The 19,176-nt window shown below is 61.9% G+C and carries 20 protein-coding genes and 1 other RNA gene; 7 read left to right on the forward strand and 14 right to left on the reverse strand.

The window, feature by feature from the left end; translation table 11 throughout:
* Window positions 1–121 precede the first annotated feature (121 nt).
* The 9 genes from gcvP to GYM54_RS12310 form a co-directional block, all read right to left on the reverse strand.
* Window positions 122–2,998, reverse strand: a complete 2,877-nt coding sequence (gene gcvP, locus GYM54_RS12270) for an aminomethyl-transferring glycine dehydrogenase (protein WP_197445299.1) — start codon at window positions 2,996–2,998, stop codon at window positions 122–124.
* Between the two features lie 60 nt (window positions 2,999–3,058).
* Entirely contained in the window at window positions 3,059–3,448 is a 390-nt protein-coding gene (gene gcvH, locus GYM54_RS12275) for a glycine cleavage system protein GcvH (RefSeq protein WP_181103080.1), read from the reverse strand.
* Window positions 3,449–3,529: 81 nt separating this feature from the next.
* Complete coding sequence (gene gcvT, locus GYM54_RS12280) at window positions 3,530–4,612, reverse strand: glycine cleavage system aminomethyltransferase GcvT (protein ID WP_131651328.1); 1,083 nt, start codon at window positions 4,610–4,612, stop codon at window positions 3,530–3,532.
* A 138-nt stretch (window positions 4,613–4,750) separates the two neighbouring features.
* Window positions 4,751–6,367 carry an iron ABC transporter permease gene (locus GYM54_RS12285; RefSeq protein ID WP_181103082.1) on the reverse strand — a complete coding sequence of 539 codons (1,617 nt, stop codon included), beginning with the start codon at window positions 6,365–6,367 and terminating at the stop codon, window positions 4,751–4,753.
* A 150-nt stretch (window positions 6,368–6,517) separates the two neighbouring features.
* Window positions 6,518–7,519 (reverse strand): extracellular solute-binding protein, encoded by a 1,002-nt coding sequence (locus tag GYM54_RS12290; RefSeq protein WP_181103084.1) that lies wholly within the window; start codon window positions 7,517–7,519, stop codon window positions 6,518–6,520.
* 108 nt (window positions 7,520–7,627) lie between these two features.
* Entirely contained in the window at window positions 7,628–8,845 is a 1,218-nt protein-coding gene (locus GYM54_RS12295) for a 2-octaprenyl-3-methyl-6-methoxy-1,4-benzoquinol hydroxylase (protein WP_181103086.1), read from the reverse strand.
* Window positions 8,846–8,974: 129 nt separating this feature from the next.
* Complete coding sequence (gene ubiH / locus GYM54_RS12300; protein ID WP_181103088.1) at window positions 8,975–10,153, reverse strand: 2-octaprenyl-6-methoxyphenyl hydroxylase; 1,179 nt, start codon at window positions 10,151–10,153, stop codon at window positions 8,975–8,977.
* Window positions 10,154–10,155: 2 nt separating this feature from the next.
* Window positions 10,156–11,487, reverse strand: a complete 1,332-nt coding sequence (pepP, locus tag GYM54_RS12305; RefSeq protein WP_181103090.1) for a Xaa-Pro aminopeptidase — start codon at window positions 11,485–11,487, stop codon at window positions 10,156–10,158.
* Between the two features lie 13 nt (window positions 11,488–11,500).
* A complete protein-coding gene (locus tag GYM54_RS12310) occupies window positions 11,501–12,055 on the reverse strand; it encodes a YecA family protein (protein ID WP_181103092.1) in 555 nt (184 codons plus the stop codon).
* 124 nt (window positions 12,056–12,179) lie between these two features.
* Here GYM54_RS12310 and GYM54_RS12315 point away from each other — a divergent pair, with 124 nt between their 5' ends.
* The 4 genes from GYM54_RS12315 to GYM54_RS12330 all read left to right on the forward strand — a co-directional run bounded on the left by GYM54_RS12315 (window position 12,180) and on the right by GYM54_RS12330 (window position 13,521).
* Window positions 12,180–12,389 carry a TIGR02449 family protein gene (locus GYM54_RS12315; RefSeq protein ID WP_131651321.1) on the forward strand — a complete coding sequence of 70 codons (210 nt, stop codon included), beginning with the start codon at window positions 12,180–12,182 and terminating at the stop codon, window positions 12,387–12,389.
* Complete coding sequence (locus GYM54_RS12320) at window positions 12,386–12,703, forward strand: cell division protein ZapA (protein WP_131651320.1); 318 nt, start codon at window positions 12,386–12,388, stop codon at window positions 12,701–12,703. The genes GYM54_RS12315 and GYM54_RS12320 overlap by 4 nt, the downstream gene beginning before the upstream one ends.
* A 30-nt stretch (window positions 12,704–12,733) precedes the next feature.
* A non-coding RNA gene (gene ssrS / locus GYM54_RS12325) (6S RNA) lies at window positions 12,734–12,912 on the forward strand.
* A 6-nt stretch (window positions 12,913–12,918) separates the two neighbouring features.
* Window positions 12,919–13,521 carry a 5-formyltetrahydrofolate cyclo-ligase gene (locus GYM54_RS12330; protein WP_181103094.1) on the forward strand — a complete coding sequence of 201 codons (603 nt, stop codon included), beginning with the start codon at window positions 12,919–12,921 and terminating at the stop codon, window positions 13,519–13,521.
* A gap of 52 nt (window positions 13,522–13,573) precedes the next feature.
* Here GYM54_RS12330 and GYM54_RS12335 read toward each other — a convergent pair whose 3' ends face one another.
* Window positions 13,574–13,723, reverse strand: coding sequence for a hypothetical protein (locus tag GYM54_RS12335; RefSeq protein WP_165914258.1), 150 nt, complete (start codon window positions 13,721–13,723; stop codon window positions 13,574–13,576).
* Window positions 13,724–13,917: 194 nt separating this feature from the next.
* Between GYM54_RS12335 and GYM54_RS12340 the strand changes: the two genes are divergently transcribed.
* Window positions 13,918–14,367, forward strand: coding sequence for an EVE domain-containing protein (locus tag GYM54_RS12340; RefSeq protein ID WP_131651318.1), 450 nt, complete (start codon window positions 13,918–13,920; stop codon window positions 14,365–14,367).
* 22 nt (window positions 14,368–14,389) lie between these two features.
* Here the strand turns inward: GYM54_RS12340 and GYM54_RS12345 are convergent, their stop codons facing one another.
* Window positions 14,390–14,764: a flagellar basal body-associated protein FliL gene (locus GYM54_RS12345; protein ID WP_256681259.1), complete on the reverse strand. Its 375-nt coding sequence runs from the start codon at window positions 14,762–14,764 to the stop codon at window positions 14,390–14,392.
* 210 nt (window positions 14,765–14,974) lie between these two features.
* On the opposite strand from GYM54_RS12345, the gene GYM54_RS12350 reads away from it, so the two are divergent.
* Entirely contained in the window at window positions 14,975–15,952 is a 978-nt protein-coding gene (locus tag GYM54_RS12350; RefSeq protein ID WP_181103098.1) for an NADPH:quinone oxidoreductase family protein, read from the forward strand.
* Between the two features lie 76 nt (window positions 15,953–16,028).
* Here GYM54_RS12350 and secB read toward each other — a convergent pair whose 3' ends face one another.
* From secB to GYM54_RS12365, 3 genes are all read right to left on the reverse strand, one after another.
* Window positions 16,029–16,523, reverse strand: a complete 495-nt coding sequence (secB, locus tag GYM54_RS12355; RefSeq protein ID WP_181103100.1) for a protein-export chaperone SecB — start codon at window positions 16,521–16,523, stop codon at window positions 16,029–16,031.
* An 86-nt stretch (window positions 16,524–16,609) separates the two neighbouring features.
* Complete coding sequence (gene grxC / locus GYM54_RS12360; protein ID WP_131651314.1) at window positions 16,610–16,864, reverse strand: glutaredoxin 3; 255 nt, start codon at window positions 16,862–16,864, stop codon at window positions 16,610–16,612.
* A 2-nt stretch (window positions 16,865–16,866) separates the two neighbouring features.
* Entirely contained in the window at window positions 16,867–17,280 is a 414-nt protein-coding gene (locus tag GYM54_RS12365; protein WP_181103102.1) for a rhodanese-like domain-containing protein, read from the reverse strand.
* Window positions 17,281–17,607: 327 nt separating this feature from the next.
* On the opposite strand from GYM54_RS12365, the gene gpmI reads away from it, so the two are divergent.
* A complete protein-coding gene (gene gpmI, locus GYM54_RS12370) occupies window positions 17,608–19,146 on the forward strand; it encodes a 2,3-bisphosphoglycerate-independent phosphoglycerate mutase (protein ID WP_197445300.1) in 1,539 nt (512 codons plus the stop codon).
* Window positions 19,147–19,176 lie beyond the last annotated feature (30 nt).

The following is a 19,176-nucleotide window of genomic DNA, read 5'->3' on the forward strand; positions in this document are numbered from 1 at the left end:
ACCTGGCGCCGACCGGCGGGCCGCCGACGCGCCGTAGGGTGCGCTCCGCGCACGGCAGGCCTCGTATACGCCCATTGGTGCGCGGAGCGCACCCTACGCTTGTGCTGGTATCAGCCCTGCCTCATTCCCGATAGTCATCCACCGGCACGCACGCACAGAACAGGTTGCGATCGCCGAAGACGTTGTCGACCCGATTCACCGCCGGCCAGTACTTGTGCGCCTGAGCGTGGGCGCTCGGCGTCACGCCTTCGGCGATGCTGTAGGGACGATCCCAGACGCCAGTCACATCCGCCAAGGTATGCGGCGCATGCACCAGCGGGTTGTTCTCGGCGGACCAGTCACCGCTCTCGACCTTGGCAATTTCCGCACGAATACGCAGCATCGCCTCGACGAAGCGATCCAGCTCGACTTTCGATTCGCTCTCGGTAGGCTCGATCATCAAGGTGCCGGGCACGGGGAAGGACATGGTCGGTGCGTGGAAGCCATAGTCGATGAGGCGCTTGGCGACATCTTCTTCGGTAATGCCGGTTTGCGCTTTCAACGGCCGCAAATCGATGATGCACTCATGCGCCACGCGACCGTTACGTCCGCTGTAAAGCACCGGGAATGCCTCATCGAGACGCACCGCTAGATAGTTCGCGCTGAGGATCGCAATTTCCGTGGCGTCACGCAGCTGCGGGCCCATCATCGCGATGTACATCCAACTGATCGGCAAAATGCTCGCGCTGCCCCATGGCGCCGCGCTGACCGCGCCATTCTCCGGATTCGGCCCTTGCAGTTCGATCACCGGATGGTTGGAAACGAAGGGCAGCAGATGCGCCTTGATGCCGATCGGCCCCATGCCCGGGCCACCGCCGCCATGCGGAATGCAGAAGGTCTTGTGCAGGTTCATGTGCGAGACGTCGGCACCGATGTCCGCCGGCCGCGCCAGTCCGACCTGGGCGTTGAGGTTGGCGCCATCCATGTAGACCTGGCCGCCCTGGGCATGGATCGCCTCGCAGATCTCGCGAATGCCCTCCTCGTAAACGCCGTGGGTCGACGGATAAGTGATCATCAGGCAGGAGAGCTTGTCACCCGCTTCGGCCGCCTTGCGCTTGAGGTCTTCGAGATCGACGTTGCCCGCCCTGTCACACTCGACGATGACGACGCGCATGCTGACCATCTGCGCCGAGGCCGGGTTGGTGCCGTGAGCGGAGGATGGGATCAGGCAGATGTCGCGCTGCCCTTCACCGCGGCTCTCGTGGTATTTGCGGATCGCCACCAGTCCGGCGTACTCGCCCTGCGCACCGGAGTTCGGCTGCATCGAGATCGCATCGAAGCCGGTAATAACGCAGAGCCAGGCTTCCAGCTCGTCGATCATCAACTTGTAACCCTGCGCCTGCTCGCGTGGCGCGAAGGGGTGCAGGTTGGCGAACTCCGGCCAGGTGATGGGGATCATCTCGCTGGTGGCGTTCAACTTCATGGTGCAGGAACCGAGCGGGATCATCGCCTGGTTCAGCGCCAGATCCTTGTTCTCCAGCTGCTTGAGATAGCGCAGCATCTCGGTTTCGCTGTGATGGGTATTGAAGACCGGGTGCGTCAGGTAGGCGCTGCTGCGCTGCAGCTCGGACGGGATGCCGCTGGGGATGTCACCCTCATCCAGCTTGGCGATTTCCAGCCCGTGATCGGCGCCGAGAAAGACAGCGAGCAACTGCTCGACCGTCGCCTCGCTGCAGGTCTCGTCAAGACTGGCGCCGAGCTTGCCACGCCCAAGAATGCGCAGGTTGATCCGTGCCGCTCGCGCGCTTTCGAGAATCGCCGTCTGCGCGCCGCCGACTTCCAGGGTCAGGGTGTCGAAGAAATGCTGATTGACGCGCTTGATGCCGTTCTTCTCCAGCGCGCTGGCCAGGATCGAGGTCAGCCGATGGGTACGCTGGGCGATGCGTTTGAGCCCCTCGGGTCCGTGATACACGGCGTAGCAGCTGGCGATATTGGCCAGCAGTACCTGCGCAGTACAGATGTTGGAGTTGGCCTTCTCGCGCCGGATGTGTTGCTCGCGCGTCTGCAGCGCCATGCGCAGCGCCGTGTTGCCGCGGGCATCCTTGGACACACCGATGATCCGCCCCGGCATCGCCCGCTTGAACGCATCACGCGTGGCGAAGTAGGCCGCATGCGGACCGCCATAGCCCATCGGCACACCGAAGCGCTGAGTCGAGCCGAGCACCACGTCTGCGCCAAGCTCACCCGGCGGGGTCAAGAGCAACAGGCTGAGCAGATCGGCCGCGACGCACGCCAGCGCCTGCTTGGCGTGCAGTTGCTCGATGGCCGGACGCAGATCGCGAATCTCGCCGTGGGTATCCGGATACTGCAGCAGCCCGCCGAACAGATCCTGCCCGTCGATTTCTTCGACCGCGCCGATTACCAGCTCGAAGCCGAAAGCCTCGGCGCGAGTCTGCATGACCGATAGCGTTTGCGGATGGCAGTTCTCGTCAACGAAGAAGCGGTTGCTCTTGCTCTTGGCCATGCGCCGCGCCAAGGTCATCGCCTCGGCCGCAGCGGTCGCCTCGTCGAGCAGCGATGCGTTGGCCAAGTCCAGCCCGGTCAGGTCGATGGTCAGCTGCTGGAAATTCAGCAGGGCCTCCAAGCGGCCCTGGGCGATTTCCGGCTGATAAGGCGTATAGGCGGTGTACCAGCCCGGATTTTCTAGCACGTTACGCAGAATGACCGGCGGCGTGATGGTGCCGTGGTAGCCCATACCGATCAGGCTGGTCCAGAGCTCGTTCTTTTCGGCATAGCTACGCAGCCGTGCCAGCGCGCCCTGCTCGTCCAGCGCCGGCGGCAGCGCCAGCTCGCCCTTCAAACGAATCGCCGGCGGCACTGTCTGCTCGACCAACTGCTCACGGCTGGACAGCCCGAGCAGGTCGAGCATGGCTTGCTGCTCAGCCGCATCGGGACCGAGATGACGACGCAGAAAGGCGTCAGGTTGCTGGAGTTGGGAAAGGCGCGGCATTTGCGACATGACAGCTACTCTCGAAAAAAGGAAAGCCCCGACATAGCGGGGCTTCGTGATAGGGAACGCTTAAGCGTCAGCGTCGCAGGAGGCCTTGTAACCTTCTGCATCGAGCAACTTGTCCAGCTCCGCGGCATCGTTCGGCTTGAGCCTGAAGAACCAGCTACCGTAGGGTTCGCTGTTGACCATTTCAGGCGAGTCGGTGAGCTGGTCGTTGACGGCCACCACTTCCCCGGAAACCGGAGCGTAGATATCGGAAGCGGCCTTCACCGATTCCACCACGCCCGCCTGCTGGCCGGCTGCGAGCTGCAGGCCGACTTCCGGCAGCTCCACAAACACGACGTCGCCCAGCGCTTCCTGGGCGTGATCGGAGATTCCGACAGTCACACTGCCGTCGGCTTCATGGCGGGCCCACTCGTGGCTGGCGGCGTAACGCAGATCGCTGGGGATGTCGCTCATTCTTATGTCCTCGAGAAACTGTCGGTTTGCGGGCACGAAGCAGGCTCTAACGGCCCGCTGCAATGAAGCAGTCGGCCGAATTTACACCAGTACTTTGCCGTGACGCACGAAAGTCGGCTGCACCACGCGCACGGGATACCATTTACCGCGGATTTCTACCTCGGCGCGGTCGCCAGCTGCGGCAGGGACACGCGCCAGCGCGATGGCTTTGCCAAGCGTAGGCGAAAAACTGCCGCTGGTAATCTCGCCTTCGCCAGAGCCATTGACCCGCACGGTCTGGTGCGCACGCAGGACGCCGCGCTCCTCGAGCACCAGTCCCACCAGCTTCTGCAGGTCGCTTTGGGTTTTCTGCGCCTCCAGCGCTGCGCGTCCGACGAATTCGCGCTCGGCTGGCTCCCAGGCTACGGTCCAACCCATATTGGCCTGTAGCGGCGACACGTCTTCGGTCATGTCCTGGCCGTAGAGGTTCAGTCCGGCCTCCAGACGCAGCGTGTCACGCGCGCCCAGGCCAATCGGGGAAATGCCAGCTCCGACCAGTTCACTCAGGAAATCCGGAGCCTGTTCGGCCGGCAGGATGATTTCCAGACCGTCCTCACCGGTATAGCCGGTGCGACCGATGAACCATTCACCAACGGCCCGGCCGTGGAAAGGTTTGAGCTCGTTAATCAGCGCAGCGCGAGGTTGGCTGACCAGCTCGGCTGTTTTGGCTCGCGCATTGGGCCCCTGAATGGCCAGCATCGCCAGCTCCGGGCGTTCGCTTACCTCGACCGAGTAGCCCTCGGCCTGCGCCTGCATCCAGCCCAGATCCTTGTCGCGAGTGCTGGCGTTGACGACCAGGCGATAGCCCCAATCGGTTAGGTAGACGATCAGATCGTCGATCACCCCGCCGCGCTCATTGAGCATCGCCGTATACAGCGCTTTGCCCACCTGCCCCAGGCGGTTCACATCGTTGGCCAGCAGATGCTGGAGATAGGCCTTGGCGTCAGTACCAGCGACATCGACGACCGTCATGTGGGAGACGTCGAACACTCCACAATCACGCCGCACCTGATGATGTTCTTCCACTTGGGAGCCGTAATGCAGCGGCATATCCCAGCCGCCGAAATCAACCATTTTGGCGCCAAGTGCGAGGTGCTGATCGTAGAGGGGAGTACGCTGACCCATGGGTTTCTCCTTCCGGGCAGGTCGCCGAAGCGGCGTGGGTGAAGCTCATTAGAGCCGGACAGACAAGCCCGACGATTTTTGGATGGCGCATTGTAGCTTCAAGGTTGAGACAGGTCACGGTGAGGCGATGGAACGAACTCAGCCGATCCGGCGGGCCGAACGGCGAATCAACAGGATCACCGGCAGCAGCCCGACCAACACCAGCGTCAATGCCGGCAGCGCAGCACGCGCCCATTCACCCTCGCTGGTCATCTCGAAGATCCTTACCGACAGCGTGTCCCAGCCGAACGGCCGCATCAACAGCGTAGCCGGCATTTCTTTCAGTACGTCGACGAACACCAGCAACGCGGCACTCAGCGTGCCGGGTAGTAACAACGGCAGGTAAACCCGGACAAACAGCCCCGCCCCACCCACGCCGAGGCTGCGCGATGCCTGCGGCAGCGAAGGTCGAATCCGGGCCAGTGCGCTTTCCAGCGGCCCGAACGCCACCGCCATGAAGCGGATCAGATAGGCCAGCAGCAAGGCGCCGAGACTGCCGAGCAGAATCGGTTTTCCAGCACCGCCAAGCCAACCGGATAGTGGGATGACCAGCTCACGGTCGAGATAGCTGAACGCGAGCATGATCGAGACGGCCAGCACCGATCCGGGCAGCGCATAACCCAGATTCGACAGGCCGACCGCTGCTTTAACCGAGCGCACCGGCGCCTGGCGCCTGGCGAAAGCCAGGAGCAGCGCCACCGCGACAGTGATGAACGCGGCCAACGCGCCTAGGTAGAGCGTGTGCAGAATCAGCGCGGTATAACGCTCATCGAAGTCGAAACGCCCGCGCTGCCAGAGCCAGACCAGCAATTGCAGCACCGGAATGACGAACGCGCAGAGGAATACCAGGCCACACCAGGCGCAGGCTGCAAAGGCCTTGAAACCGCGAAGGCGATACAGCACGGCAGACCGGGCCCGGTCGTTGGCAGGCCGGGCTGCGCCGCGCGCGCGGCGTTCGCCATAGAGCACCAGCATCACCGCCAACAACAAAAGGCTGGCCAGCTGAGTCGCGCTGGTGAGGCTGAAAAAGCCATACCAGGTCTTGTAGATGGCGGTGGTGAAAGTGTCGAAGTTGAACACCGCCACAGCGCCGAAATCGGCTAGCGTCTCCATCAGCGCCAGTGCCAAGCCGGCGCCGATCGCCGGTCTCGCCATGGGCAACGCGACACTCCAGAATGCTTTCCAGGGCGACTGCCCGAGCACCCGCGCCGCCTCCATCAATCCTTTGCCTTGGGCGAGGAATGCCGAACGGGCGAGCAGATAGACGTAAGGGTAGAACACCAGCACCAGCACGATGATCACACCGCCCGTGGAACGGACCCGAGGAAACCGCACCCCGGTGCCGAACCATTCGCGGGCCAGCGTCTGCACCGGGCCGGAGAAATCCAGCAAGCCGATGAAGACAAATGCCAGCACGTAGGCGGGAATCGCGAAAGGCAGCATCAACGCCCAATCCAACCAGCGCCGCCCCGGGAATTCACACAGTGAGGTCAACCAGGCCAGACTGACCCCGAGCACCGTCACCCCTACCCCGACGCCCAGCACCAGCGTCAGCGTGTTGCTCAACAGCCGCGGTATCTGGGTCTGCCAGAGATGCGACCAGATACCGGTGTCGATATCACCCCAACTGAACAGCAGGACACTCAGCGGCAACAGCACCAGCGCGGCGACTGCAAAGGAGATGGGATACCAACGGCGCTCGACGGGGTGGGACACGCAGACCTCGGAAGCAGAAAACAACGCCCCCGGCAAGCGGGGGCGTCGAGTATATCGGGACTGCAAGCTGCAAGCTGCAAGCTAATCAGGCTAGCGGCTGGTGCCGAAAGCCAGAGGCTCTTCTACTTGCAGCCTGTGGCTTATGGCTGCTTATCTCCAGCCCGCACGATCCATCAGCATGATGGCTTCAGCCTGACGCTTGCCAGCGACTTCGACCGGGATGGTGTCTGCCTTGAAATCGCCCCACGCGGCCACTTCCGCCGACGGATCTACATTCGGGTTGGCCGGGAATTCCATGTTAGTGCCGGCAAAGATGCTCTGCGCCTCGGGGGTCGTCATCCACTCCACCAGCTTTTGCGCGGCTTCCGGGTTAGGCGCGTGCTTGGTCAGCCCGATGCCGGAGAGATTGACGTGAACGCCACGGCCCTCCTGATTCGGCCAGAACAGCTTGGCTTTCAGATTCGGATCCTGCGCATGCAGCCGGCCGTAATAGTAGCTATTGACGATACCCACATCGCACTGCCCCGCGTCGACCGCTTGAATCACAGCGTTGTCATCGGCAAAGACGTCGGTTGCGAGATTGTTCACCCAACCCTTGATGATCTCTTCGGTCTTCTCGGCACCGTGGGTTTCGATCAGGGTAGCCGTCAACGACTGGTTGTAGACCTTCTTGCTCGTGCGCAGGCACAGACGGCCTTCCCAGCGCTCGTCCGCCAGCGCTTCGTAGGTGGTCAGCTCGCCCTCTTCGACCCGCTCCGGCGAATAGACGATGGTCCGCGCGCGCAGCGACAGGCCTGTCCAGGCATCGGTAGAGGAGCGGTACTGGGCGGGAATATTGTCTTTAATAACCTGCGAATCGAGCGGTTGCAGGATGCCCATTTCTTCGGCCTGCCACAGGTTGCCGCCGTCCACCGTCAGCAGCAGATCTGCCGGAGTGTTCTCGCCTTCGGCCTTGATACGGGCCATCAGCGGAGCTTCCTTGTCGGTGATGAATTTGACGTTGACGCCTGTTTTCGCCGTGTACGCATCGAAAACAGGCTTGATCAGCTCGTCAATCCGCGAGGAGTAAACCACTACTTCATCGGCAGCTTGCACAGCGCCTGACAGCGCGGTGAGCGTCAGAGCGGCGAGTAAACCTTTGCTTGCCTGCATGGGTCATGCCTCTTGTATCCGTGAAAGAGGCCAAATAGTAGTGAATGTCATTTACTTTCTCAACGCGACAATTCGCGTCATTCACCTGGGATCAAGGCGATCCGTCGATCACAACCGCGCCAAGTCCGGCAGGTCACCGCTCAAGCCCAAGGCCTGTCGCACGAATATGGCCTTGGCTTCAGGAAGCGCCTGAATGCCTTTCAATCCGGCGTTGCGTAACCAGCGCAGCGGCAGATTGTCGGCCTGGAAAAGCCGCTCGAAGCCCTCCATCGCCGCCATCATGCTCAAGTTGTGCGGCATCCGGCGCCGCTCGAAACGGGCCAGTACACGCGGATCGCCCAGCGGCGCTCCGCGCCCGATTGCTGAGAGCAGCACTTCAGCCAGCACCGCCGCGTCAAGCAAGCCGAGATTGACGCCCTGCCCCGCCAGCGGGTGGATGGTGTGCGCGGCATCGCCGATCAATGCCAGACCAGGCTGCACATAGCGCTTGGCGTGCCGCTGACGCAGCGGGATGCACAACCGCGGGTCGACTTCCAGCACCTCGCCCAGGCGGTGTTCGAAAGCCCGCCCGAGCGCCTGACGGAACCCTTCGTCATCCAGCGCCATCAGGCGCTGCGCCTCGCCTTCGGTGACCGACCAGACGATCGAGCACCAATGCTCGTCGCCTTCACGCTGCAGCGGCAGGAATGCCAGCGGGCCGTCGTCGGTGAAACGCTGCCAGGCGGTCTGCTGATTCGGCTCGGCACAGCGCACGCTGGTCACGATGGCGTGATGCAGGTAATCCCATTCACGGGTTTCGCAGCCAGCCAGACGGCGAACCGCTGAATTGGCGCCATCGGCCGCAACCACGAGGCCGGCGCTGAGTTGCTGCCCATCATCGAGGGTCAGGGTCCAGCCGCTTTCGGTCTGGCGCAGCTGCTCCAGACGTGCGGAAATCAGTTCGATCGAATCGCAGCCTTTCAAGGCATCCAGCAACGCATCCTGGACCACGCGATTCTCGACGATGTGGCCGAGCACCTCGGCATGCACCGACGCAGCGGAAAAATGGATCTGGCCAGTACCAGAGCCATCCCAGACATGCATGTCGCGGTAGGGGCTGACGCGGCGCTCGACAATTCCGGGCCAGGCACCGACGCGTTCGAGGATCCGCTGGCTCGCGGCGGACAGCGCACTGACACGCGGCTCGAAGGGATCGGTTGGAATGAACGGCTGAACGTCCAGCGGACCGGCATCGACCAGCTTGATAGTGAGACCGGCGTCTTGCAGTGCCAGCGCCAGGGTGCTGCCGACCATCCCAGCGCCAACGATGATGATGTCCGCTTGCATTACTGCTCTCCTGCGCGCCGAGCCTGTGGCTTACGGCATGTCTAATGGGTCTGCTTGCCGGTTCGCGCGCATCGCTGGCGTCTGGTTCGCAAGGGTCCGTCCTGCCGACGTTGGCGGCTCCGCCAAGTCTCAGCGTTCGCGCACGCCCAATCCCATTGCCTGCCGCGCGAACCACGTCTTGGCCGGCGGCAGCAGATCCAGCCCCAGCAGACCAAGATTGCGCCCGGCAACGGATAAATTTCCCGAATCACCGAACAACTGGGTCACCCGATCGGAAAAGCCCACGGTCAGCCACTGATCCGAACGCTGCTGCCGGTGATAAGCCTGCAGCACTGCCAAATCGCCCGGTCGTGCCGGGCTAGCCAACAACGCGGCCGCCAACGCCTCGGTGTCCCGCAGCGACAGGTTGTAACCCTGGCCGGCGATCGGGTGCAAGCTGTGAGCGGCGTTACCTAATACGACCAAACTGGAGCGAACCTGCTCCTCGGCCTCGATCAATTCCAGTGGGTAGAGATGCCGCGCTCCAACCTGCTGAAAGCCGCCCAGGCGATAGCCGAACGCCTGCTGCAATTCGCCAAGAAATTCCGCTTCGGAGAGCGCAACCAGGCGTGCCGCGTCCTGTTCCGGGCGCGTCCAGACCAGCGCGCAGCGATTGTCCTGCAGCGGTAACAGCGCCATCGGACCTTCGTCGGTAAAGCGCTCGAATGCATTTCCGCCGTGGGGTTTGCCCGGCGTCACGTTGGCGATCAGCGCGGTCTGGCCATAGGGCGTGCGCTTGATATCGATACCGAGCTGTTCGCGCAACGCCGAGCGGCCACCATCGGCCAACACGGCCAAGTTGCAATCGAGCTGCTTGCCGTCGGTCAGAGTCAGGCGAAAACCATCGACCACCGCTTGCATGCGCTCGACCTCGGCCGGGCAGCGGCGAACCACGACCTCGTCGTCCAGCGCCTGCCACAGGCAATGGCCGATCCAAGCGTTTTCCACGACGTATCCCAGCGCCGGTACATGCTCCGTTTTGGCATCGAGCCGGGCAGCGCCAGCGCGGCCGCGATCGGAAACCTGGATTTGGGTGATGGGCTCGGCCCGCTGGGCAATCTGCTCCCAGACGCCCAGACGCTGGTAGATCAGCCGGGTGCCATAGGACAGCGCAGTCGAGCGCGCATCGTAGCTCGGCTGATATTCGCTGCCCGGTTCGAACGGCTCGATCAGCTCAATCGTCCAGCCACGCGCCTTCGCACCTTTCTGCAGCGCCAGCGCCAGGCTGGCACCGACCAGTCCACCGCCAATGATCGCCAGCGCGCTCATGCTCACACGACCTCGGCGGCAGCCGCCATCAATTGCTCGATCTCGGCGACGGCCTTGGGCACGCCGCCGGTGAGGATTTCGCAACCGGTGCGAGTCACCACCACATCATCTTCGATGCGTACGCCGATACCGCGCCATTTCTTCGCCACGTCCTGATTGTCGGCGGCGATATAGATGCCAGGCTCGACGGTCATCGCCATGCCGGGCTCGAGCACGCGCCACTCGCCACCGACCTTGTAGTCGCCGACATCGTGTACGTCCATGCCCAGCCAGTGACCGGCGCGGTGCATGTAGAACGGCTTGTAGGCTTCGGCAGCAATCAACTCGTCGACATCACCTTCCAGCAGCCCCAACTCGACCAGCCCGGCGGTGATGACTTGAACGGTCGCCTCGTGCGCCTCGTTCCAGTGCTTGCCGGGCGCGATGTGCTTGAAGGCTTCTTCGTTGGCGGCCAGTACCAGCTCATAAATGGCCTTCTGTTCGGGCGAGAAGCGGCCATTGACTGGAAACGTCCGGGTGATATCGCTGGCGTAACAATCGATTTCGCAGCCGGCATCGATCAGCACCAGATCGCCATCCTTGAGCGCGGCATCGTTCTCGCGATAATGCAGGATGCAGGCGTTCTTTCCGGCCGCGACGATCGAGCCGTACGCTGGCATCTTCGCCCCACCCTTGCGGAACTCGTAATCCAGCTCCGCTTCCAGGTGGTATTCGTAGAGGCCGGCACGGCTGGCCTGCATGGCGCGGATATGGGCACGGGCGGAGATTTCAGCGGCGTGCTTCATCACTTTCACTTCGTTGGCCGACTTGTACAGACGCAAGTCGTGCAACAGATGATCGAGGGCGACGAACTCGTTCGGCGGCTGTGCACCCTGGCGAGCCTTGGAACGGATGGTGTTGATCCACTCCATCAAGCGGTGATCGAACTCCTGGTTGCTGCCAATGGCGTAATAGACGCGCGAACGACCCTCAATCAGGCCCGGCAGAATCTCGTCGATATCGCCGATGGGGAAGGCATCGTCCGCGCCGTATTCGGCGATGGCGCCATCCTGGCCGGCCCGCAAACCGTCCCACAACTCGCGAGCCGGGTCGCGCTCGCGACAGAACAACACGTACTCGCCATGCTCGCGACCGGGAATCAGCGCAATCACCGCTTCCGGCTCGGGAAAGCCGGAAAGGTACTGAAAATCACTGTCCTGGCGGTAGATGTGCTCGACATCGCGGTTGCGGATGTACATCGGCGCGGCCGGCAGGATCGCGATGCTGTTGGGTTCCATCTCCGCCATCAGCACCTTGCGCCGGCGGGCGTATTCCGATTTCGGGATGCGGGTCATGGGCGGACGGTCCTCAATGCAGGGAAGGCTTGGGTGCCGGCGGCACTGGCTTGGCGCACTCGGTGAACAACAGCAACGGCGCGACGCGCAGGTATTCCATGACCTCCATGTAATCGCTCTCACCATCTTCGGACTCGTCCAGCGAATCCTGGATCTGCGCGATAGCGGCCAGATCCTGCAGGACTTCCATGGCCTCGCCGCTCAGCGCGCGATCACTGGCGACCAGGCCGAAGCCAGCCAGGAAACTCTGGCACCACTGGCCCAGGGCAAGCGCGCGCTCGGCGAGCGGCGCATCGTCCGACGGCAACAGCAAAACGATAGCGATGTCATCACCGGCGAGCTCGCCCTTGACCATCTCCTGCAGGCCGATGAGCGCTTGGCGCACCGATTCTTCGGGAGCGGAGCCGAGCAACTCGGCGGCATCGGCCAGCCAGGATTCGGAATCGAAACCAGCCCCGGCGCAGCTGCGCCCGAGCAGAAAGCCGTGCAGTTCGGCAGGTGTGACAGATTGAGCACTACTGGCCAGCAAGGTGGCGAAAGCAGCGTACGGCGAGTTCTGAATGGGCATGGCGGCTAGGCGCGCGGCGGCGCTAATGTCTAGAATGAAGGCCTCGTATCCTAGCATCGGCACGCGAGCCAAGACCATCGAAGCCGGACTGCCCAACGCTCGCGCCATTTACCCCGGGAATCCCATGGAAGACGCCGACCTGAAATTGCTGACCGCCAAGTTGGAACAGCTGATTCAGCACATCGAGCAACTCAAGGCGCAGAATCGCTTGCTGCTTCACAGCGAGCAGACATGGCGCGAAGAGCGCGCTCATCTGATCGAGAAGAACGAAATGGCGCGGGTGAAGGTCGAAGCGATGATTTCGCGCCTGAAAGCCCTGGAGCAGGACTCATGACCCAGCCGAACACCGTTACCGTGCACATCATGGACAAGGAATATTGCATTTCCTGCCCGCCCGAAGAACGCAGCAATCTTGAAGGCGCCGCCCACTACCTGGACCGCAAGATGCGTGAAATCCGTAGCAGCGGTAAAGTCATAGGCGCCGACCGCGTCGCCGTAATGGCTGCGCTCAACATCACACACGAGCTGCTTCACAAACACGATCGCCTCGATGCGGAAGCCAATAGTGCGCGTGAGCATGTGCGTGTTTTGCTGGAGCGGGTCGACAGCGCATTGGCCGCCGATCCAAACCCTTCCGGTAACCGATGAACGGCAGGCAGATTGAGTTATAATCCCGGCAACTCCCTGGCATGTTCGCCAGTCGGCGATGACCCTCTCCCGATAAGCAACACCATGGAGGCTACACGTAGTGCCGGTGTGCATGTCCGCCTGACGGAAAGCCTTAAGGTACTCTGTAGTCGCCACCTTGAACTCTCGGGTTCAAGGGCCTACGCGGGCAGCGGCATGCTGGGGAGCCTTATTTCATGATCGTAGCCACCGGCCTTTCACGCCCGGCGCTGCGACGCCAACTGCGGCAAGCGCGCCGTCAGCTTTCTCCCATCCAACAACGCCAGGCTGCGAAGAATCTCTATCGACAGCTGGCCCAGCACCCACTGTTTCGTCGCGCCCGCCACATCGCGCTTTATTTGCCCAACGACGGCGAAATCGATCCTCGTGCGCTTTTGCTGGAAGCGCAGCGCCGCGGCAAGGCGACTTATCTACCCGTATTGAACGCCTGGCCGCGCACCCGCATGGCCTTCCAGCGCATCAAGCCGAACGAGCATCTGAAGCCGAACCGTTTCGGCATTGCCGAGCCGGGTTTTCGGCCCGCACGGCAGCGACCGATCTGGACGCTCGATGTGGTGCTGATGCCATTGGTGGGATTCGACGAGCACGGCGGTCGCTTGGGGATGGGGGGCGGTTTTTACGATCGCAGCCTGGCGTATCGTAGCAGGCGCAAAAATGGTCACAAACCGACGCTATTGGGGCTCGCCCATGATTGCCAGAAAGTCGACCGACTTCCTCTTGCTCGCTGGGATGTGCCGCTGCAAGCGACAGTGACGGACCAGGGCTGGTATGCGAAGTGAAACGGAAGGCATTGAAACTGGGGCAACGGCCGCATCCATGCGGCCCATCGAATCAGCGCTGGAGTTGTTGCGAGTGGCTGATCGGCACCATCGAAGAACTGTCATCCGGTCGTTCCCATAATCCCTGGGTATAGCCCGTAGTTACGACGCCGAGACCGAAAATCAGCACCAGGACCCAAAGAATATCTGGTTTGCGTTTCATAGTATTTCGCCTCCCCCTGCCAGGCGAATAGTTGCCGTCGAGTCAGTATCGTTTTCGTTTTCCAGACTCGACAATGCCCATCTCAAGCGCGGCATTCTCCGCCAAGCCCCGGCGCAGCGCAAACAGCCCTGCGACCGGTTGTCGGGGAATGGCGTCAAGAACCCTTCCGAACGAAATTGACATGAGCAAAGACCATGCCGTACTGGCTGATGAAGTCCGAACCCGATGAGTTTTCAATTCAGGATCTGCAGCAACTAGGGACGGGGCGCTGGGATGGCGTTCGCAACTACCAGGCCCGCAACTTCCTGCGCCAGATGGCCGAAGGTGACTGTTTCTTCTTCTATCACTCGAGTTGCGCAACGCCAGGCATCGCTGGAATCGGCAGCATCACGCGCGCGGCCTACCCAGACCCGACCGCGCTCGACGCGCAAAGCCCTTACTTCGACGCCAAGGCCAACGAGGCGAAGAACCCCTGGAACGCAGTCGATGTCGGCTTCGTCGAATGCTTCGCCGCCACGCTTACGCTGCCTCGGCTGAAGGCGGTACCGGCGCTCGCGCAAATGCCGCTGGTGCAGAAGGGCAGTCGGCTCTCGGTGATGCCCGTCAGCGAGAGCGAGTGGCAAACCATCCTGGCGATGCGCTGAGCCAGACGGCCCGTTGCGGCGGCTATTGAACGATCAGGTTGTTGAACAGCAGATCGTCCACCAGCGGCTTGCCTTCTTCCTGCGTGAGGACCGCCTGCACCTGCTTGAGCGCTTCCTGCCGAAGGGCCTCCTTGGCCTCGACCGTCGAGAGGCTGGCATCGGTCTGCTGCGAAAACAGCGTCACCAACTGGTTGCGGATCAATGGCTCGTGATGCTTGACCTTGGCTTCCGCCTCAGCGCCGCTGACGCGCAACGCAATATCGGCCTTGTAATACTTCAGCCTGCCATCAGAGCCGTAGTTACCCACCAACGCAGGCACCAGCGCGTAATAAATGGTTTTCACCGCCGCCGCATCGGCGTCGGCTTCGGATGTTTCCGCAAGCGCCGGCAGCGCCATGCAAAGAGCGAGAACTACAGAAAGAATGCGCGTCACGGGGGTTACTCCAAGGGATACGCCGCCAGCATAACCAGTGCCCGGCACAGACCCAAGCCTGGCCTTATGTATCGCCATCAGGGCGGACCATGCTCATTGCACCACGCGTGCAGACTTCTAGACTGATCCCACATCTAAACGGCCACGCTCAGCCAAACGACAAAAGGAAACCTGATGAAAGCTGTCCTGTGCAAAGAGTTCGGCCCGGCCGAAAACCTCGTCATCGAAGAAGCCGCCAGCCCGCAGATCAAAAAAGGCGAGGTACTGCTCGACGTGCATGCCGCCGGCGTCAACTTCCCGGACACGCTGATGATCGAAGGCAAATATCAGTTCAAGCCGCCGTTTCCGTTTTCACCGGGTGGCGAGGCTGCGGGTGTCGTCGCCGCCGTCGGCGAGAAGGTCACCCATCTGAAGGTCGGTGACCGCGTCATGGGCCTGACAGGCTGGGGCAGCTTTGCCGAGCAGGTTGCCGTGCCGGGTAACAACGTATTGCCGATTCCTCCAGAGATGAATTTCGAGACGGCGGCAGCCTTCAGCATGACCTACGGCACCTCGATGCACGCACTGACTCAGCGCGCCAACCTGCAACCCGGAGAGACGCTTCTGGTGCTGGGCGCATCGGGCGGCGTCGGATTGGCGGCTGTGGAGATCGGCAAGGCGATGGGGGCGAAGGTCATCGCCGCCGCTTCCACTGCCGAGAAACTCGAAATCGCAAAAAAGGCAGGCGCCGACGAGCTGATCAATTACACCGAGACCAGCCTCAAGGATCGTCTGAAAGAACTCACCGGCGGCCAGGGCGTGGACGTGATCTACGACCCGGTAGGCGGCAAGCTGTTCGAAGAGGCTTTCCGCAGCATTGCCTGGAACGGCCGCATGCTGGTGGTCGGTTTTGCCGCAGGAGATATCCCCTCGCTGCCAGCGAATCTACCGCTGCTCAAGGGTGCTTCGCTGATAGGCGTGTTCTGGGGCAGCTTCGCGCAGCGCCAGCCGCATGACAACGCGGCCAACTTCCGTCAACTGTTCGCCTGGCATGCCGAAGGCAAGCTCAAGCCTCTGGTCTCGCAGACTTTCGCGCTGGAGCAAACCGCTGACGCGATCAATACCCTGGCCCAGCGCCGAGCTGTTGGCAAACTGGTCGTGAAGGTGCGTTAACGCGAATTGGAAACAAGCGTAGGGTGGATGTCGTGTACATCCACCCGGGCTGCTGCAGAGTGAAGCGAGGGAGCTATCAGTGGGCAGTAACCGGAGCGTCACCGCCCTGTTGCATGCGAGCCATTTCCTGAGCGTAGAGCGCGTCGAAGTTCACCGGTGCCAACATCAGCGCCGGGAACGAGCCACGCGTCACCAGGCTGTCCATTGCTTCGCGGGCATAGGGGAACAGGATGTTCGGGCAGAAGGCGCCCAAGGTGTGGCTCATGGCCTGGGCTTCGAGGCCCTTGATCAGGAAGATGCCGGCCTGCTGAACCTCGGCGATGAAGGCCACTTCCTCACCGGTCTTGACGGTCACTGACAGCGTCAGCACAACCTCATGGAAGTCGTTTTCGAGCGACTTCTGCTTGGTGTTCAGATCCAGCGCAACGCTCGGATTCCACTCCTGACGGAAGATCTCCGGGCTTTTGGGCGCCTCGAAGGAGAGGTCACGGACATAGATCCGCTGCAGGGAAAACTGCGCGCCCTGCTCTTCCTGACCAGCAGCCGCGCCGTTGTTTGCTTGTTCAGTCATGTGAAACCTTCTTGTTGTGCATGTCGTGTGGTAATCGCCCTGTCAGCACCGACGCTCGTCGGCCGTCCGACAGGCCTGAAATCGGATCATGCCTGCAGCATCGCATCCAGCCGCCCTGCCCGCTCCAGCGCGTGCAGTTCATCGCAGCCGCCGACATGCGCATCGCCTATCCATATCTGCGGTACAGAGGTACGTCCGGCCTTGCTTGCCATTTCCGAGCGCAATGCGGGTTTGCCGTCGACGGCAATTTCCTCGTAACTGACGCCCTTGCGATCGAGCAGACCCTTGGCTCGAATGCAGAACGGGCACCAGGCGGTGGTATAGATGACGACTTTAGGCATAGTTACTTGACCACTGGCAGATTCTCGCCGCGCCAGCTGGAAATCCCTCCGGACAGCTTGGCGGCATTGAAGCCTGCCTTCTGCAGCTCACGGCAGGCCGTTCCGGCGTGCTGACCCATGGCATCGACGACGACGATCGTCTTGGCCTTGTGCTTTTCCAGCTCGCCTACTCGGCTGACCAGCTTCTCGTAGGGAATGTTCAATGAATCGACGATGTGGCCGGCATCGAACTCCTTCTTAGCGCGCACGTCCAACACCACGCCTTCGTCGCGGTTGACCAGAGCGGTCAGCTCGCGATTGCTCAGACTTTTGCCGCCTTTACGCGCTTCGGTGACAGCTAAGAGAACCAGCAGCACCAGAAAGATGCTGACTAGAACATAGTGGTTAGAGACAAATTCAATCAGGTTAGCGACCATCAAAAGGGTACCCGGAGGATAAAATGCGGGCCAGTATACACAGCCCCTCTCCCAGGCTGAACCCTGCTGCAAGCCGCTGAAAAATGTCGCAATCGGTGGCTAGACCGGGCGAAACGACCGTTGAATGACAGCTCCCGGCTGGCCCGAAGGGCTGGCTTTAGCGAGTAGAGAGTCAAAACGCGCAGTGTCGCCATGAGCGTTCGGAGCTCACTCGACGCTGCGTAGCCGAGCGCAGTGATCCTTTAACGGCCTGCCAATCGTGACCATAAACCGGCCAATCAGTAGACTGGCCACCATTTTTGCGCCCTCGTACAAGGAGCCAAGTAGATGCCCGCCGCGCCCAAACCTCTCGTATTGATGATTCTCGACGGCTTCGGACATAGCGACAGCCCGGAATTCAACGCTATCCACGCTGCTAACAAGCCCGTCTATGACCGCTTGCGCGCGACGCAGCCGCACGGATTGATCTCTGGCAGCGGCATGGACGTCGGTCTGCCGGACGGCCAGATGGGCAACTCCGAGGTGGGCCACATGAATCTGGGCGCGGGCCGCGTGGTGTATCAGGATTTCACCCGCGTCACCAAATCCATCCGCGATGGCGATTTCTTCGAAAACCCGAACATCTGCGCAGCGGTCGACAAGGCCGTGGCTGCCAACAAGGCGGTGCATATCCTCGGCCTGCTCTCCGACGGCGGCGTCCATAGCCATCAGGATCATCTGGTCGCCATGGCCGAGCTGGCGGCCAAGCGCGGCGCCGAGAATATCTACCTGCACGCGTTCCTCGACGGTCGCGACACCCCGCCAAAAAGCGCACAGCACTCGATCGAACTGTTACAGGGCACCTTCACCCGCCTGGGCAAAGGCCGCATCGCCAGCCTGATTGGCCGCTATTTCGCCATGGATCGGGACAACCGCTGGGATCGCGTCCAGCAGGCCTACAACCTGATCGTCGAGGGCGCCGCGGCTTATCGCTCCGACTACGCGGTGGACGGCCTGATCGCCGCCTACGAGCGCGGCGAAAGCGACGAGTTCGTCAAAGCCACCGGCATCGGCGAGCCGGTACGCGTGGAAGACGGCGATGCCGTGGTGTTCATGAACTTCCGTGCCGACCGGGCCCGCGAACTGACCCGCTGCTTCGTCGAGCCCGGTTTCAACGAGTTCCAGCGTGTCCGAGCCCCGCAGCTGGCCGGTTTCGTCATGCTCACCCAGTACGCCGCAAGCATTCCCGCACCGTCCGCCTTCGCGCCGGAAGCGCTGACCAATGTGCTGGGTGAATACCTGGCGAACAACGGCAAGACCCAGCTGCGCATCGCCGAGACCGAGAAATACGCGCACGTCACCTTCTTCTTCTCCGGCGGCCGCGAAGAACCCTTTTCCGGCGAAGAACGCATTCTCATTCCGTCGCCACAGGTCGCCACCTATGACCTGCAACCGGAAATGAGCGCACCTGAGGTGACCGATCGCATCGTTGATGCCATCGAGAACCAGCGCCACGACGTGATCATCGTCAACTACGCCAACGGCGACATGGTCGGCCATACCGGCGTGTTCGATGCCGCGGTGAAGGCTGTCGAATGTCTGGACAAGTGCATCGGACGCATCGTCGAAGCACTGGACAAGGTGGGCGGCGAGGCGCTGATCACGGCCGATCACGGCAACGTCGAGCAGATGGAAGACGCCATGACCGGCCAGGCTCACACCGCCCACACCTGCGAACCGGTACCGTTCATTTATTACGGCAAGCGCAACCTGACGATCCGCGAAGGCGGCGTGCTCGCCGATGTGGCCCCGACCATGCTGACGCTGCTCGGCCTGCCAGTGCCAGCGGAGATGACCGGGCGCTCGATCGTCGAACTGAAAGACTGAAGGGCTGGAAGCTGGAAGCTGGAAGCTGGA

Origin of the sequence: Pseudomonas sp. MTM4, assembly GCF_019355055.1 — a bacterium.
GTDB lineage: Bacteria > Pseudomonadota > Gammaproteobacteria > Pseudomonadales > Pseudomonadaceae > Stutzerimonas.

Excerpts from the sequence above, each read along its gene's own strand:
- GYM54_RS12290 (WP_181103084.1), bottom strand. The coding sequence starts at position 7,519 with ATGCAGGCAAGCAAAGGTTTACTCGCCGCTCTGACGCTCACCGCGCTG.
- GYM54_RS12320 (WP_131651320.1), top strand. The coding sequence starts at position 12,386 with ATGACCCAGCCGAACACCGTTACCGTGCACATCATGGACAAGGAATAT.
- pepP (WP_181103090.1), bottom strand. The coding sequence starts at position 11,487 with ATGACCCGCATCCCGAAATCGGAATACGCCCGCCGGCGCAAGGTGCTG.
- GYM54_RS12335 (WP_165914258.1), bottom strand. The coding sequence starts at position 13,723 with ATGAAACGCAAACCAGATATTCTTTGGGTCCTGGTGCTGATTTTCGGT.
- grxC (WP_131651314.1), bottom strand. The coding sequence starts at position 16,864 with ATGCCTAAAGTCGTCATCTATACCACCGCCTGGTGCCCGTTCTGCATT.
- GYM54_RS12345 (WP_256681259.1), bottom strand. The coding sequence starts at position 14,764 with ATGGCGCTGCCGGCGCTTGCGGAAACATCCGAAGCCGACGCCGATGCG.
- gcvH (WP_181103080.1), bottom strand. The coding sequence starts at position 3,448 with ATGAGCGACATCCCCAGCGATCTGCGTTACGCCGCCAGCCACGAGTGG.
- gcvT (WP_131651328.1), bottom strand. The coding sequence starts at position 4,612 with ATGGGTCAGCGTACTCCCCTCTACGATCAGCACCTCGCACTTGGCGCC.
- GYM54_RS12330 (WP_181103094.1), top strand. The coding sequence starts at position 12,919 with ATGATCGTAGCCACCGGCCTTTCACGCCCGGCGCTGCGACGCCAACTG.
- GYM54_RS12365 (WP_181103102.1), bottom strand. The coding sequence starts at position 17,280 with ATGGTCGCTAACCTGATTGAATTTGTCTCTAACCACTATGTTCTAGTC.
- GYM54_RS12310 (WP_181103092.1), bottom strand. The coding sequence starts at position 12,055 with ATGCCCATTCAGAACTCGCCGTACGCTGCTTTCGCCACCTTGCTGGCC.
- GYM54_RS12295 (WP_181103086.1), bottom strand. The coding sequence starts at position 8,845 with ATGCAAGCGGACATCATCATCGTTGGCGCTGGGATGGTCGGCAGCACC.
- gpmI (WP_197445300.1), top strand. The coding sequence starts at position 17,608 with ATGCCCGCCGCGCCCAAACCTCTCGTATTGATGATTCTCGACGGCTTC.
- GYM54_RS12340 (WP_131651318.1), top strand. The coding sequence starts at position 13,918 with ATGCCGTACTGGCTGATGAAGTCCGAACCCGATGAGTTTTCAATTCAG.
- GYM54_RS12315 (WP_131651321.1), top strand. The coding sequence starts at position 12,180 with ATGGAAGACGCCGACCTGAAATTGCTGACCGCCAAGTTGGAACAGCTG.
- secB (WP_181103100.1), bottom strand. The coding sequence starts at position 16,523 with ATGACTGAACAAGCAAACAACGGCGCGGCTGCTGGTCAGGAAGAGCAG.
- gcvP (WP_197445299.1), bottom strand. The coding sequence starts at position 2,998 with ATGTCGCAAATGCCGCGCCTTTCCCAACTCCAGCAACCTGACGCCTTT.
- ubiH (WP_181103088.1), bottom strand. The coding sequence starts at position 10,153 with ATGAGCGCGCTGGCGATCATTGGCGGTGGACTGGTCGGTGCCAGCCTG.
- GYM54_RS12350 (WP_181103098.1), top strand. The coding sequence starts at position 14,975 with ATGAAAGCTGTCCTGTGCAAAGAGTTCGGCCCGGCCGAAAACCTCGTC.